At 63.9% G+C, this 12908-nt stretch carries 16 protein-coding genes; 6 read left to right on the top strand and 10 right to left on the bottom strand.

All coding sequences use genetic code 11. The features are described 5' to 3' along the window. Positions 1 to 50: 50 nt before the first annotated feature. Positions 51 to 1241 carry a tRNA 2-thiouridine(34) synthase MnmA gene (gene mnmA / locus EN857_RS07040; protein WP_127391252.1) on the bottom strand — a complete coding sequence of 397 codons (1191 nt, stop codon included), beginning with the start codon at positions 1239 to 1241 and terminating at the stop codon, positions 51 to 53. A 261-nt stretch (positions 1242 to 1502) separates the two neighbouring features. Here mnmA and EN857_RS07035 point away from each other — a divergent pair, with 261 nt between their 5' ends. Then, entirely contained in the window at positions 1503 to 1778 is a 276-nt protein-coding gene (locus tag EN857_RS07035) for a DUF1153 domain-containing protein (RefSeq protein ID WP_006203587.1), read from the top strand. A 68-nt stretch (positions 1779 to 1846) separates the two neighbouring features. Here EN857_RS07035 and EN857_RS07030 read toward each other — a convergent pair whose 3' ends face one another. Beyond that, positions 1847 to 2773, bottom strand: coding sequence for an NADP-dependent oxidoreductase (locus EN857_RS07030; protein WP_127282274.1), 927 nt, complete (start codon positions 2771 to 2773; stop codon positions 1847 to 1849). 90 nt (positions 2774 to 2863) lie between these two features. Between EN857_RS07030 and EN857_RS07025 the strand changes: the two genes are divergently transcribed. Next, the gene (locus EN857_RS07025) at positions 2864 to 3268 is read left to right on the top strand and encodes a helix-turn-helix domain-containing protein (protein WP_127393955.1); all 405 of its coding nucleotides are present in this window, start codon (positions 2864 to 2866) and stop codon (positions 3266 to 3268) included. Positions 3269 to 3335: 67 nt separating this feature from the next. Here the strand turns inward: EN857_RS07025 and EN857_RS07020 are convergent, their stop codons facing one another. After that, positions 3336 to 3713 (bottom strand): flagellar export protein FliJ, encoded by a 378-nt coding sequence (locus EN857_RS07020; protein WP_127282272.1) that lies wholly within the window; start codon positions 3711 to 3713, stop codon positions 3336 to 3338. Between the two features lie 450 nt (positions 3714 to 4163). Here EN857_RS07020 and ctrA point away from each other — a divergent pair, with 450 nt between their 5' ends. Beyond that, positions 4164 to 4859, top strand: a complete 696-nt coding sequence (ctrA, locus tag EN857_RS07015; protein ID WP_006203583.1) for a cell cycle two-component system response regulator CtrA — start codon at positions 4164 to 4166, stop codon at positions 4857 to 4859. Between the two features lie 76 nt (positions 4860 to 4935). Here ctrA and EN857_RS07010 read toward each other — a convergent pair whose 3' ends face one another. Then, positions 4936 to 5304 (bottom strand): response regulator, encoded by a 369-nt coding sequence (locus EN857_RS07010; RefSeq protein ID WP_127282271.1) that lies wholly within the window; start codon positions 5302 to 5304, stop codon positions 4936 to 4938. A 250-nt stretch (positions 5305 to 5554) separates the two neighbouring features. After that, complete coding sequence (locus EN857_RS07005) at positions 5555 to 6184, bottom strand: histidine phosphotransferase family protein (protein ID WP_128346108.1); 630 nt, start codon at positions 6182 to 6184, stop codon at positions 5555 to 5557. Between the two features lie 402 nt (positions 6185 to 6586). On the opposite strand from EN857_RS07005, the gene EN857_RS07000 reads away from it, so the two are divergent. The 3 genes from EN857_RS07000 (at position 6587) to EN857_RS06990 (ending at position 8779) form a co-directional block, all read left to right on the top strand. Next, positions 6587 to 7123: an EipA family protein gene (locus tag EN857_RS07000; RefSeq protein WP_245478323.1), complete on the top strand. Its 537-nt coding sequence runs from the start codon at positions 6587 to 6589 to the stop codon at positions 7121 to 7123. Between the two features lie 148 nt (positions 7124 to 7271). Continuing rightward, entirely contained in the window at positions 7272 to 8432 is a 1161-nt protein-coding gene (locus EN857_RS06995; protein ID WP_128346109.1) for a hypothetical protein, read from the top strand. A 41-nt stretch (positions 8433 to 8473) separates the two neighbouring features. Further along, the gene (locus EN857_RS06990; RefSeq protein ID WP_127394235.1) at positions 8474 to 8779 is read left to right on the top strand and encodes a hypothetical protein; all 306 of its coding nucleotides are present in this window, start codon (positions 8474 to 8476) and stop codon (positions 8777 to 8779) included. Here EN857_RS06990 and EN857_RS06985 read toward each other — a convergent pair. The 5 genes from EN857_RS06985 to EN857_RS06965 form a co-directional block, all read right to left on the bottom strand. Continuing rightward, positions 8758 to 9558 (bottom strand): RNA methyltransferase, encoded by an 801-nt coding sequence (locus tag EN857_RS06985; protein WP_127310666.1) that lies wholly within the window; start codon positions 9556 to 9558, stop codon positions 8758 to 8760. The two genes, EN857_RS06990 and EN857_RS06985, sit on opposite strands and share 22 nt — an antisense overlap. A 57-nt stretch (positions 9559 to 9615) precedes the next feature. Continuing rightward, entirely contained in the window at positions 9616 to 9954 is a 339-nt protein-coding gene (locus EN857_RS06980; RefSeq protein WP_127282265.1) for a metalloregulator ArsR/SmtB family transcription factor, read from the bottom strand. A 160-nt stretch (positions 9955 to 10114) separates the two neighbouring features. Further along, positions 10115 to 10891 carry a HugZ family protein gene (locus EN857_RS06975; RefSeq protein WP_128346110.1) on the bottom strand — a complete coding sequence of 259 codons (777 nt, stop codon included), beginning with the start codon at positions 10889 to 10891 and terminating at the stop codon, positions 10115 to 10117. Positions 10892 to 10930: 39 nt separating this feature from the next. After that, a complete protein-coding gene (locus EN857_RS06970) occupies positions 10931 to 12103 on the bottom strand; it encodes a CaiB/BaiF CoA-transferase family protein (protein WP_127393570.1) in 1173 nt (390 codons plus the stop codon). Positions 12104 to 12108: 5 nt separating this feature from the next. Next, positions 12109 to 12870, bottom strand: a complete 762-nt coding sequence (locus tag EN857_RS06965) for a 3-hydroxyacyl-CoA dehydrogenase (protein ID WP_127393571.1) — start codon at positions 12868 to 12870, stop codon at positions 12109 to 12111. Positions 12871 to 12908: the final 38 nt, after the last annotated feature.

Here is a 12908-nt window from a genome sequence, read left to right as displayed (position 1 = left end):
GCCCGGGCTAAAACGCCTTTGACGTCCGGAAATCGCGGCGAAGCGCGTCGCTATTCGGCGGGGATCTGCGCCGGGCGGGCGGCAAGCCGCGTCAGCATGGCCTCGGCCTCGGCGCCGCGCTCCGAGCGTTCGATGAAGCCGCCGCCGAACACGCGCGCCTCGTTGCCGTCGTCGGAATAGAGCACGCAGGCCTGGCCGGGCGCGATGCCCGACTCGCCGTCGACCAGTTCCACCGAGGTGACGCCGTCGCGGTGATGCAGCACCGCCGGACGCGGCGGGCGCGTCGAGCGGACCTTGGCGAACAGTTCCAGCCCGCCGGCCGGAACGTCGGCGAGCGGCCCGTCGCCAAGCCAGTTCATGTTGCGCAGATAGATCTTGTGCGTCTCCAGCGCCTCGCGCGGGCCGACGATGACGCGGGCACGGTCGGCGTCGAGATGGACGACATAGAGCGGCTCGCCGGAGGCGATGCCGATGCCGCGGCGCTGGCCGATCGTGTAGCGCAGGATGCCTTCATGGCGGCCGAGCACACGGCCGTCGATGTGGACGATGTCGCCGGGATTGGCGGCGGCAGGCTTCAGCTTGGCGATGATGTCTGAATATTTGCCCTGCGGCACGAAGCAGATGTCCTGGCTGTCCTGCTTGGCGGCGACCGTCAGTCCCATCTCCTCGGCGATGGCGCGAACCTGCGGCTTCGACAGGCCACCCAGCGGAAAGCGCAGATAGTCGATCTGCGCCTGCGTGGTGGCGAACAGGAAATAGCTCTGGTCGCGGTCGGCATCGACCGGGCGGTAGAGCGCGCGATGGGCGCCGTTGGCGCCGGAGCGGATGTAGTGGCCGGTGGCCAGAGCATCGGCGCCAAGGTCCTGCGCGGTCGCCAGGAGGTCGGCGAACTTCACCGTCTGGTTGCACGAAACGCAGGGAATCGGCGTCTCGCCCGCGACATAGGAATCGGCGAAGGGATCGATGACCGCCTTGCGGAAGCGCTCCTCATAGTCGAGCACATAATGCGGGATGCCGAGCGTCTCGGAGACACGGCGGGCATCGTCGATGTCCTGGCCGGCGCAGCACGAGCCGGCGCGATGCGTCGCCGCGCCATGGTCATAGAGCTGCAACGTGACGCCGACGACGTCATAGCCTTCGCGCTTCAGGATGCCGGCGACGACGGAGGAATCGACGCCGCCCGACATGGCGACGACGACGCGGGTGTTTTCGGGGCGTCCGGGAAGGTCGAGGCTGTTCATGGTTCTTTCGTTCTGCGTGGCGTCTGAATGCCAATGGCCGGAATATAGGTCAAGCACCCGCGTGGCGCCAGCGTCTCCCGGACGGGTCGATTTTTTGCCTGCAAAATCAATGCCCGGCGGCGCATCTCTCAAATGCCGAGGAAAACGCTAACGCGACGTTCACGATCCTTACCTAGTCATTAGGGTTCGCTTAGGCAATTTTTAAAGCTGTGGCGGTACTGTGGCGGGGATTGGGTCTTTGAGTTTTTTGTAGAGAGTACGATGACCGATCTGGTTAGACCGCGAGTCAAGTATGTTATCGGGCCTGACGGCAGCCCTCTTACGATTGCCGATCTGCCGCCGACCAATACGAGGCGCTGGGTTATCCGGCGCAAGGCGGAAGTTGTGGCCGCGGTGCGTGGCGGACTGCTCAGCCTCGAAGAGGCTTGCCAGCGCTACAAGCTCACCACCGAGGAATTCCTCTCCTGGCAAGCGTCGATCGACGAATACGGCCTTGCCGGGCTGCGCACGACGCGCATCCAGCAATACCGGCATTGAGGCCTCTCCAGGCTAAACGAAGGGCGCGGTAACCGCGCCCTTCGTGTTTTTGTCGGATCGTCCCGCGCTCAGACTGCCAGCACCACCTTGCCGATCGGCCTGGCGGCGAGGAAGGCATGGGCGTCGCCGGCTTGCGCCAGCGGAAAGCTTTCCGCCACATGCACGGCAAGCTTCTTCGCGTCGATCAGTTTGCCGAGTTCAATGAGACCGTCGCGATCCGGCACCACCGACATGCGCTCGACGCGGATGCCGCGGGCGCCGGCCGTTGCCCTGGTGGCGTCGTGAACGTTGAGCAGCGAAACCAGCACGCCGCCGTCACGCACGACTTTCAGCGACTGATCGGCATGATCGCCACCGATTGCGTCCAGCACCAGATCGACATCGCCGACCTTTTCGGTGAAATCGCCTGCGGTGTAGTCGACGACCTCGTCGGCGCCGATCGATCGCACGAAGTCGAGCTTGTCGGGACTGGCGGTGGCGATGACATGGGCGCCGAGCGCCTTGGCGATCTGCACCGCCAGATGGCCGACCCCGCCGGCCGCCGCGTGCACCAGCACGCGCTGACCCTTTCTCAGGCCGCCGTGGCGGACGAGGCCTTGCCAGGCCGTCAGGCCGGCCAGCGGCAGCGCCGCGGCGTGGATGTGATCGATGCTGTCGGGCTTTGGCGCAATCTCGTCGGCGGGGGCCACGGCGAGTTCGGCGTAGGCCGCCGCCTGCTTCGGAAAGTGCGGCATGCCGAACACCTGATCGCCAACCTTGAGGCCGCTCACATCGGGGCCAAGCGCCTCGATGGTTCCGGAAATGTCCCAGCCGAGGATGAAGGGCGGCTCGCCGAGCAGCGGGTAGTGGCCGCCGCGCACCGCGCCGTCGACAGGGTTGATGCCGGCCGCGCTGACGCGGACCAGCACTTCGCCGGCCTTCGGCGCCGGGTCCGGCCGGTCGGCGATGACAAGGACGTCGGGACCGCCGACGGTATTCTGGGTAACGGCACGCATGAGAGGCTCCTCGTATGTTGGTGTGCCGCTATCATTTGGATAGTAATATTCCCTTGTCCAGTATGTACCTTTTCTATATATAGGCACCTCATGGATAGCGATAACGACTCCCCTTTCGGCTATGACGCGTACCGGCGGACGTGCCCTTCGCACACCGTGCTCGAAATGCTGGCCAGCAAATGGGTCTACCTGACCGTCTGCGCGCTGCGCCGCGGGCGGATGCGCAATGGCGAGCTGGCCCGCAAGCTCGAAGGCATCACGCCGAAAATGCTGACGCAGACGCTGCGTGTGCTCGAGCGCGACGGGCTGGTGCGGCGGGAGATCTTTCCGGTGATCCCGCCAAGGGTCGAATATGAGCTGACCGATCTCGGCCGGAACCTGGCGGGACTGCTCAATCAGATACGGTCCTGGTCGGAAGAGCACGCGCCCGACATCAAGGCGGCCCGCACCCGGGCATCGATGGATCCTCAAGAGGATCATGCGACGCTGGGCTGAGCGGTCGCCAGGCTCCTGGCCGGCGGTTCGCCGGCTTGCATCGCGGAGGTAGCGCTCGGCGGCGGCTTTACCCGATCATTGCGCTGCGGCCGCCGAGTTCGGCGTCGCGAATCTTGGTGTCGCGCGATTCCAGCATCTCTGCCTTGGAAAGCTCCGCTTCAGCTTCGCCGAGTAATGATTCGGCAGCGCTTCGCTGTTGGGCGAGGTCGCTTTGCGAATTTCTAAGGTTGTCGCGGCGCAGGCGCGCCGCCTTGGCGAAGGTCGGATAGGCAAAATGGTTGATGTCGGTGATGCCGGCCTTCTTCTCCTCGGCGGCGATCTGCACCTCCAGTTCGACGGCCATGCGTTCGAACTCGGCGATCATCATGTCGAGCTGCAGCAGCTGCCGCCGCTTCTCATTCACCTGAAACTGTTTCAGCCGAACGAGGTTTTCACGTGACTTCATGATTCGGTACTCCCGGAAACGCACACCCGCACATATCGTCCAATCCGCCCGGAAAGGCCCAAGCGCTGCCCGTATCCCCTGGCTTTCCCCCCACTATGGGAAACAAACTCCTAAAGTTTTTTGCCGTTGGTAACCATTCGTTTACGGGCATTGTTAATCATACGGCCGAGGACTTAAGGCCGGGTAAAAATTCCGGCTTTCGACGGGAAGCCGACCAGCGAGTCCCTGGAGTCACTTAGGCTGACTTATTAATGTGGTGCATTAGCGGTTTTGGTCTGTGATTCATTATTAGATTCAAGAGGGTGTAGAAAGGGGTTAAAAAATCTGGTATCGTCCTCGGCACGAAATTAGGTTTTGTTAACCATTCAATGGCACCTTCTGTTCAGGCAATCACTGCTCCGGGTCCCGGACGGGTCGTGACATGGTCCGGCAGCAGAAAAGGGGAATGAAATGCGTGTTCTGCTGATAGAAGATGACAGTGCAACCGCACAAAGCATCGAATTGATGCTGAAATCGGAAAGCTTCAACGTCTATACGACCGATCTCGGCGAAGAAGGTGTCGACCTCGGCAAGCTCTACGACTACGATATCATCCTTCTCGATCTCAATCTCCCCGACATGTCGGGCTATGAAGTCTTGAGAACGCTTCGCCTGTCCAAGGTGAAGACGCCCATCCTGATCCTGTCCGGCATGGCCGGCATCGAGGACAAGGTGCGCGGCCTCGGCTTCGGCGCCGACGACTACATGACCAAGCCATTCCACAAGGACGAGCTGGTGGCGCGCATCCACGCCATCGTGCGGCGCTCCAAGGGCCATGCTCAGTCGGTCATCACCACCGGCGACCTGGTGGTCAACCTCGACGCCAAGACCGTCGAAGTCGGCGGCCAGCGCGTGCACCTGACCGGCAAGGAATACCAGATGCTGGAGCTGCTCTCGCTGCGCAAGGGCACCACGCTGACCAAGGAAATGTTCCTCAACCACCTCTATGGTGGCATGGACGAGCCGGAACTGAAGATCATCGACGTCTTCATCTGCAAGCTGCGCAAGAAGCTGGATGCGGCGTCGGGTGGTCAGAACTACATCGAGACGGTCTGGGGCCGCGGTTACGTGCTGCGCGAGCCGGAAGACATCCGCGTCAGCGCCTAACACGCCCTGTCGATTGTTTTTGAACACAAAAAACCCGGCTTCAGCCGGGTTTTTTGTTGCCGATCCGGGCCGGCCGTCAGGCGGCGATTTTCAGGACGCGAAAGCGTTCCAGCAATTGCGGCCGATTGAACGGCTTCAAGAGATAGCCCTGGGCGCCGGCCCGCTTTGCCCGCATGATCGAGGCGACATCGACTTCGACCAGCGAGATCAGGATCTGCGGCTTGACCGCGCTCTCCATGGCGCGAACCCGGCGAATGAAGTCGACCGCCTGCATGTCCGGCAGGCCGCCATCGACGACGATGACGTCAGGCATCTCGGCGGCGCACACCTCGACGGCATCAAGGCCGCTGGCGGCTTCGATCACGGTGAAGTCGGAGCCACCGAGGATGCGTTTTGCGACCTTCCTGATGACGCTCGAATCGTCGACGAACAGGCAGCGTTTCATTTCCGGGTCCTCTTTGCCATCTGGCGAACCGGCAACCTCTGGGCAACCGCAGCCACCATAGTTCAATCTGGTAAAGAAGCGGAAAAGCCGTTAGGTAAAGTTTTTGCAAAGATGCGCCTTGTTCGCCCCGTTCGTCGCGAACTCGGTTTTGGTCAGGCCAACAAAACTTGCTACGCCTGAAATGCGGGCCCAACCGCAAATATTATTTGAAATAGATACTTGATCTGTTCTTGCCGACAGAACAGGCCGCTCAAGCGGCCGACAGCACGATTTCCTCGGCCGTCGCGTGGATCGAAATCGTCATGCTGGCCTCGCGCGCCAAGAGCAGCGTGTAATAGGGCTGGACCGAATGGGCGTCGATCGGTTCCTCGGGCTTGTGGCCGGAATGCAGTTCGAGGAATTTCGGCGGCACGCGCAGCATCGGACCGGCGGCCGACAGCGCAAAACGCGGCTCGGTGTCGAGATTCTCCAGGGTGACGACAAGCTTGCCGCCGCGCGGAATGGCGGCGTTGGCGACGAGAATGAGGTTGAGCAGCAGCTTGACCTTGTTCTTGGGCAGCAGCGCGCGGGCCCCGTTCCACACCAGTTCCGGCTTCTCGTTCTTGAGGAAGGCGATGGCGACCGCCTCGGCGTCGCCGGTGTCGATCATCATGCCGGCCGAGCCGGCGGCGCCGAAGGCGATGCGGGCGAATTGCAGCCGGGCCGAGGCATTCCTGGCGCTCTGGCGGATCAGCTTCATGGCGTCTTCGTCGGCGCCGCCCTCGTCGAGCAATTCAAGGCCGTTGTTGATGGCGCCGACCGGCGAGATGATGTCGTGGCAGACCCGGCTGCAGAGCAGCGCGGCAAGGTCGGGTGCGGAAAGGGTGAAAAGCTCGGCCATAGGCGAAGTCCCTGCTAAAGTTATTCACGGCCGAGCGATCAGTCGTCGCGCCCCGCCCGCACGAATCACGCGCTCTCCCTGGGCACCCTGAATACACAGCGCCCGAGCGTGCAGCAACAAATCCAAAATTGTCGTCGGCGAAAATGGTGGATTCGCGCGGAAATGCCGGGCCCCGCGCAGCGTTTCGGGGCCAGAGCTGGGTTCCCCGGCCTTCGAACCGCCATCTTCATGTGAGAGCTTAATGGTTGAAAAAGGATTACGGCATAGTTTGCCAGTGATAGTCACCTCGAGCGGCCGCCAAGAGCCGTGGGGGGTGCGAGGCGTCGGCGAAAGTGCTCCCTGACGGAGATTGGAAGCATGTTTTCCCGATTCTACGACCGGAATCTTTTCCGTGTCATTTCCATGGCGATTGCCCTCATGGGCGCTCTCGTCTTCTCAACCTCCGCGCTGCGGGCACAGGAATATACCGCCCAGGAGATCATCGATTCCGGCCACAAGTTCTTCGGCGCGACCTCCGGCGGCCTGGCCACGGTCGTCGAGAAGATCTTCGCCTCCTACGGCCTGCCCAACGGCTACCTGCTCGGTGAGGAAGGGTCGGGCGCGCTGATCGGCGGCCTGACCTATGGCGAGGGCACCCTCTACACCAAGAATGCCGGCGACCATAAGGTGTTCTGGCAGGGTCCTTCGCTCGGCTGGGACTTCGGCGGCGAGGGATCGCGCGTCATGATGCTCGTCTATAACCTCGACGACATAGGCAATCTCTATAACCGGTTCGGCGGTGTCGCCGGCTCCGCCTATGTCGTTGCGGGCGTCGGCTTCAACGTGCTGCAGAACAACAGGGTGCTGCTCGTCCCGATCCGGACCGGCGTCGGCGCCAGGCTGGGCGTCAATCTCGGCTATCTGAAACTCACGCAGCGGCCGACCTGGAATCCGTTCTGACAAGGTCATGACGGTGCCAATCCAACATCAGAACTGCTTGTTGCAGGTCTTGCCGCGGCATGCTCTTGCCGCGGCACTGGATTTCCGTCATGCCAAGATGGCAAAGTCGAGCTTTGGCGGTAGCCGCCATCCATAGCGGATAGTCACCTTGGTCCAGTCGATCCTGTTCTTCGCCCTCGGCTTTCTTTGCGCAGCGTTTTTGGCATTGCTGATCGCTCCGGCCATCTGGCGCCGGGCCGTCGCGCTGACGCGCAGGCGGGTCGAGGCTTCGATGCCGCTGACGCTGGCCGAAATCCAGGCGAACAAGGATCAGGTCAGAGCCGAGTTCGCAATGTCGACGCGACGCCTGGAGATGAGCGTCAAGACCCTGCAGGAGAAAGCAGCCGAGCAGCTGGTCGAGATCGGGCGCGGCCACGAGGCGCTCAAGGGGTTGGCGGTCGAGCGGAAGGACAAGAACCAGGCGCTTTCCGACCTCGAGGTGAGGACCGGGGAACTGCACCAGCGCGAGGAGCAGTTGCACCAGCTGTCCGAGAAACTGGCGCATATGGAACGCATGCTGGAGAAGCGCGCGCTCGAGCTGGAAAAGCTGGAGCATATGTATGACGATGCCAGCTTCGCCTCGAGCAACCGCCAGATCGAGCTGGTGGCGCGCGAGTCCGAGCTGGACAAGCTCGCCAACGACATTGCCGTGCTGCGCGCCCAGCGCAAGGAAGCGGACAGGCGCAACCAGGAGATGACGGCCGAAAGCAAGGCCGCTCGCGAGGCGCTGAAGTCGGAGAAGAAGAGAACCGGCGAACTGGACAAGAGGGTCGAGCGCCTGCTCGCCACGCTTGCCGATCGCGAGGAGAAGCTCGACCGCCGTGAGAAGGAACTGGCGCGGCTTCGCGAGCGGGCGAAGGGCGAGACCACGGCGCCCGCTCCCGTGGCCCCGACGGCCGGCGTCAGCAGCAACGACATCGACAAGGCGATCGCCAGACTGGACGGCGAGCGCGAGCGACTGGAGGCGCGGCTGACGGCGCTGGCGCGCGAGAACAAGCGCCTCAAGACCGACCTTGCCGCCCACGAGACGTCGAGGTCCGGGGCCAGCAGCGATGCCCGTGGCGCAAGCGCTGCGCTGCGCGACCAGATGAACGAACTGGCGGCGGAAGTCGTCAGCCTGACGATGAAGCTGGACGGACCGGATTCGCCCATCGCCAAGGCGCTGGCCTCTCCGCCCCGCGAAGGGCGCCCGGCCAATGGAGAAGGCGTCACCAGCCTTGCCGATCGCGTGCGGGCGCTGCAAAAGGCGCATTCGCCGAACGGAAAGTAGCGCACGCCGCAACCTGCTTGCACTCAGGGCTGGGCATCACCATGTCCGATGCGATGATCCTCCGTGCGGTCGCCGCGATATTCCTGCTCGCTCTCTGGCTCTTTTGTCCGCTGCTTTCCGCGCTGTTGGATGTCGCGACGTCGCTGTGGGATATCACCGAAATAGCCCACGATGCGCGATCGAGGGCAACCGGCGCTCCAGTGCCGCGCGCAGACGACATGGAAGTCTTCAGGATCGAGGCCGCGCCAACTGAGATCGGCACGACACGCATCGTTCCGAAACCAGGTCAGCCTTCGACCACACTGTCCCTCATGGGCGACATTCGTCAGCCGCCGCGCGAAAAATGATGCAGCGCGATGGCCGAGGCGGCTGCGACGTTGAGGCTGTCGAAGCCTTGCGCCATGGCAATCCGCACCGTGCGCAAGCGGGAGAGCAGAGCCTCGGGCAGGCCTTCGCCTTCGGTGCCGAGATAGAGCGCCAGCCGGTCCGTCCTCTGCGCATCGCGAATGTCGGTCTCGCCGCGCGGCGACAGGGCGAACTGGCCAAAGCCCAGCCGGTCGAGCAGGGCGGTGATGTGGCCGGCGTCGCCGAAGGATGCGAAGGGGACCTTCAGCGCGGCGCCGACCGAGACGCGGATCGCCTTGCGGTACAGAGGATCGCAACAGGTCGCGTCCATCAAGACCGCATCGGCGCCGAAGGCGGCGGCGTTGCGGAAGATCGAGCCCATATTGTCGTGATTGGCGATGCCGACGAGGACGACGACCAGCGCGCCGGCGGGCAGGGTAGCCAGCAAACTCTCGGCGGGTTGTTCGGCGCCCCTGCTGCCGATCGCCAGAATGCCGCGATGCATGTGGAATCCGGCGATCCTGTCAATGATCTCGCCGCTGGCGACATAGACGGGGAGAGCAGGAGCAGCCTTGCGCAAGGTGCTCTCGAGACCAGCCAGCCGGTTTTCCAGGACCAGCACCGATTCGACGGCGAAGCGGCCCGCCGAGAAGAGCACGTCGAGCACCACCTTGCCTTCGGCGACGAAACGGCCGTGACGGCCAACGAGATCGCGCTCGCGGATATCGAGATAGGCAGCGACACGCGGGTCCCGCGGATCGTCGATGCGGATAATGTCCATGCGTGCCTCGACCGGCGAAAATTCGTCAGCGAGGTAAGGGGTGATCGGACGCGCCGGTCAAGCCCCGGCGCGACGCAGGCGATGGGCCATCCGCGATAGATCGCCGTCGCCGAAAATGCCGTCCAGCATGCGGAGCAACTCGCGCGCGGCTTCCGACTTGCAGGAATAGTAGATCATCTGCCGGTCGCGACGGGTCTCGACGAGGTCGAGTCCGCGCAGCTTCGCCAGATGCTGAGACAGGGCGGACTGGCTCAGCTGGACCTTTTCGGCGATGGCGCCGACCGACATTTCGCCGTCGACCAGATAGCTCATGATCAACAGCCGTTTCTCGTTGCCCATGAGCGTCAGAAACGTGGCTGCCGATTCGGCGTTTGCGATTAGCTTGCTCGAGATCATCGATGCCCCATGCTTTTCAGCTCATCCAGACGCTATGGGGGCAATAGCGTCTGATTCCATAAACTCACGTGTGGGTGCGCGCTCGTGAATCAGCGTCACACCAAAAGGGTAGAACATTTCTTCCAAATCTCAAGACTTGCTTTTGATTCTAGGCGATTAACTATCGCCCTTGTGAATAGCCGGCGGCGCGACCGGTCTTTGCCATGTCGACCAGCACCGTTCGCAGATCCCGCGCGGCCTTCAGCGGTTCAGGAAAGAACACCCGGCATAGGCTATCGCCAGCCGCAAGGTCCATGCCTTCGGCGTCGAAGCCGGTGGCGACCCAGCCGTCACCCTCGGCCCTGGCGAAATGAAGCGCATAGACGGCGATCGCGTCGAGATGGTCGGCATTCATGTGGTCGAGTGCCGATTGCTCGCCTGCGGCCAGGTCCTCGACAATCGGTCCGGCGATGATGAGGTCGGCACGATCGAGCAGATAGGCCTTGCCGAAGCCGCCATTGAGGCTGGCACGCTCGGGTTCGAGCCGGAAAATGGAGAAGTCGCCAAGCCCGGCGTAGAGCCTTGCCTTGGGATTGCGGTTGAGATAGCGCCGCTCGGCGCGCTGGTGCTCTTCCGCCCCATGCTCCAGCCGCCTCGCCCGGCAGACCAGCGTTATGCGCGGATGCGCCAGCGGATCGCCCTTGCCGGGTTCGCCGACCAGCAGCGAACAGCGCGGGTCGGCAAGCAGCGCGCCGGTATGCGCCGACAGCATCGAGACCAGGATCAGCGGCGCGCCGTCACTGTCGGTGGCAACGCCGACCCGGCTCGCCAGCGGCGCCCCGGTGCCGGGCTCGATCACCGCCAGCGCGCCGAAGCGAGCGCTACGGATCAGCGTCTTCGCCAGCCTCACCGCTTCGGCATCGGTCTCGCGGATGACGTCCTTTTTACGATCAACCAAGAGCGCTCACCGTTTAAGCTGATTTTTCTGCTCCGCTTATCATCCGATCACGCCGGATTTGACAAGGGCCGCAATCTCGCTTCCGGCGACGCCGAAACGCGCAAGAACCGTCTCCGGCTTGAGATCACGATCGGTCGGCGCGGCGCCGATCGTCGACGGCGCTTGCGAGAAGCGTGGCGCCGGAGCGGGGCGATCGAGGTCGCCCGATCTGACAAAGGCGCCACGGGCGCGATTGTGCGGATGGTCTCTGGCTTCCCGCAAGGACAGCACCGGCGCGACGCAGGCATCAGTCGCGGCGAAGACCGTCTCCCAGTCGTCGCGCGTCTTCTGCCTCATGCGCGCGGCGATTTCGGCGCGCATCGCCGGCCAAATGGCCCTGTCGTACTGGCCATGCGCGAAACGCTGGTCGAGCGGCAGCAGCCTGGCGAATTCGGCGAAGAAGCGGGGCTCGAGGCAGCCGACCGCGACATGGCGCGCGTCCGCCGTCTCGTAGGTGTCGTAGAAGGGCGCGCCGGAATCGAGCAGGTTGACGCCGCGTTCGTCCCTCCACAGGCCGGCGGCCATGAAGGCGTGCACCGGCGTTGCCAGCATGGAAGCGCCTTCGACCATGGCGGCGTCGATCACCTGGCCCTTGCCGGAACGCGAGCGCTGGAACAAGGCGGCGAGCACGCCGGCGATCAGCATCATGGCGCCGCCGCCATAATCGGCGACGAGGTTGAGCGGCGGGACCGGCGGGCTTGCCTGCCTGCCGATGGCGTGCAGCAGGCCGGAATAGGCCAGATAGGTGATGTCGTGGCCGGCGCGGTCCGAAAGCGGCCCGTCTTGACCGAAACCGGTCATGCGGCCGTAGATCAGCGCGGGATTGCGCGCCAGCGCCGCATCAGGTCCAAGGCCAAGCCGCTCCATGACGCCGGGCCGATAGCCCTCGATCAGCATGTCGGTCTTTGCGACAAGACCGAGCAGCAGTTCTCTGCCTTCGCCGCGCTTGAGATCGATGCGCAGGATGGAGCGGCCGTGGCGGTCGAGATCGTATTCGGCCGGCAGATCCAGCAAAGGCGGACTTGCGCCGATGCGCTCGATGCGCAGCACCTCGGCGCCCATTTCCGACAGTATCAGCCCCGCCAGCGGCACCGGACCGAGACCGGCCATCTCGATCACCGTCAGACCGGCCAGCGGACCGGTCTTTCCGGCAGCGGAAATGCCGGTGTCCATCGCGGCTATTTGGGGGCCATGCGGATGGCGCCGTCGAGGCGGATGGTTTCGCCGTTCAGCATCTGGTTCTCGACGATGTGCAGCGCAAGTGCTGCATATTCTGAAGGCTCGCCGAGGCGGGACGGGAACGGCACCGCCGCGCCCAGCGAATCCTGCACCTCCTGCGGCATGCCGGCCATCATCGGCGTCCGGAAGATGCCGGGCGCGATGGTGCAGACGCGGATGCCGGAACGGGCGAGATCGCGGGCGACCGGCAGCGTCATGCCGACCACGCCGCCCTTGGAGGCCGAATAGGCAGCCTGGCCGATCTGGCCGTCATAGGCGGCGACCGATGCCGTGTTGACGATGACGCCGCGCTCGCCGCCATCCAGCGCATCGAGCTTGGCGGCGCGGTCGGCAACGAGGCGGATCATGTTGAAGGTGCCGATCAGGTTGATCTCGATCACCTTGCGGTACTGGTCGAGCGGGTGCGGGCCGTCCTTGCCGATCGTCTTCACGCCGATGGCGATGCCGGCGCAATTGACGAGGATGCGCGGCTCGCCGAGTTTTTGCGACACGTCCGCGATCGCGGCGGCGGCGCTGTCGCCGCTGCTGACGTCGCACTGGACGGCGATGCCGCCAATATCGTCGGCGACCTTCCTGGCGCGGTCGATGCCGACATCGAGGATGGCGACGCTGGCGCCCTTGGCGGCGAGGGCACGCGCCGTCGCCTCGCCGAGGCCGGAGCCGCCGCCGGTGACGATCGCTATCTGGCCATTCGGGTTCATGCCGGCATCCTTCACGCTTTTCCGGTCATGCTACGAAG

Source organism: Mesorhizobium sp. M4B.F.Ca.ET.214.01.1.1 (genome assembly GCF_004791545.1).
GTDB lineage: Bacteria > Pseudomonadota > Alphaproteobacteria > Rhizobiales > Rhizobiaceae > Mesorhizobium > Mesorhizobium abyssinicae.
Note: the sequence above shows the minus strand (reverse complement) of the source record. Positions and strands in the feature narration are given on the sequence as shown.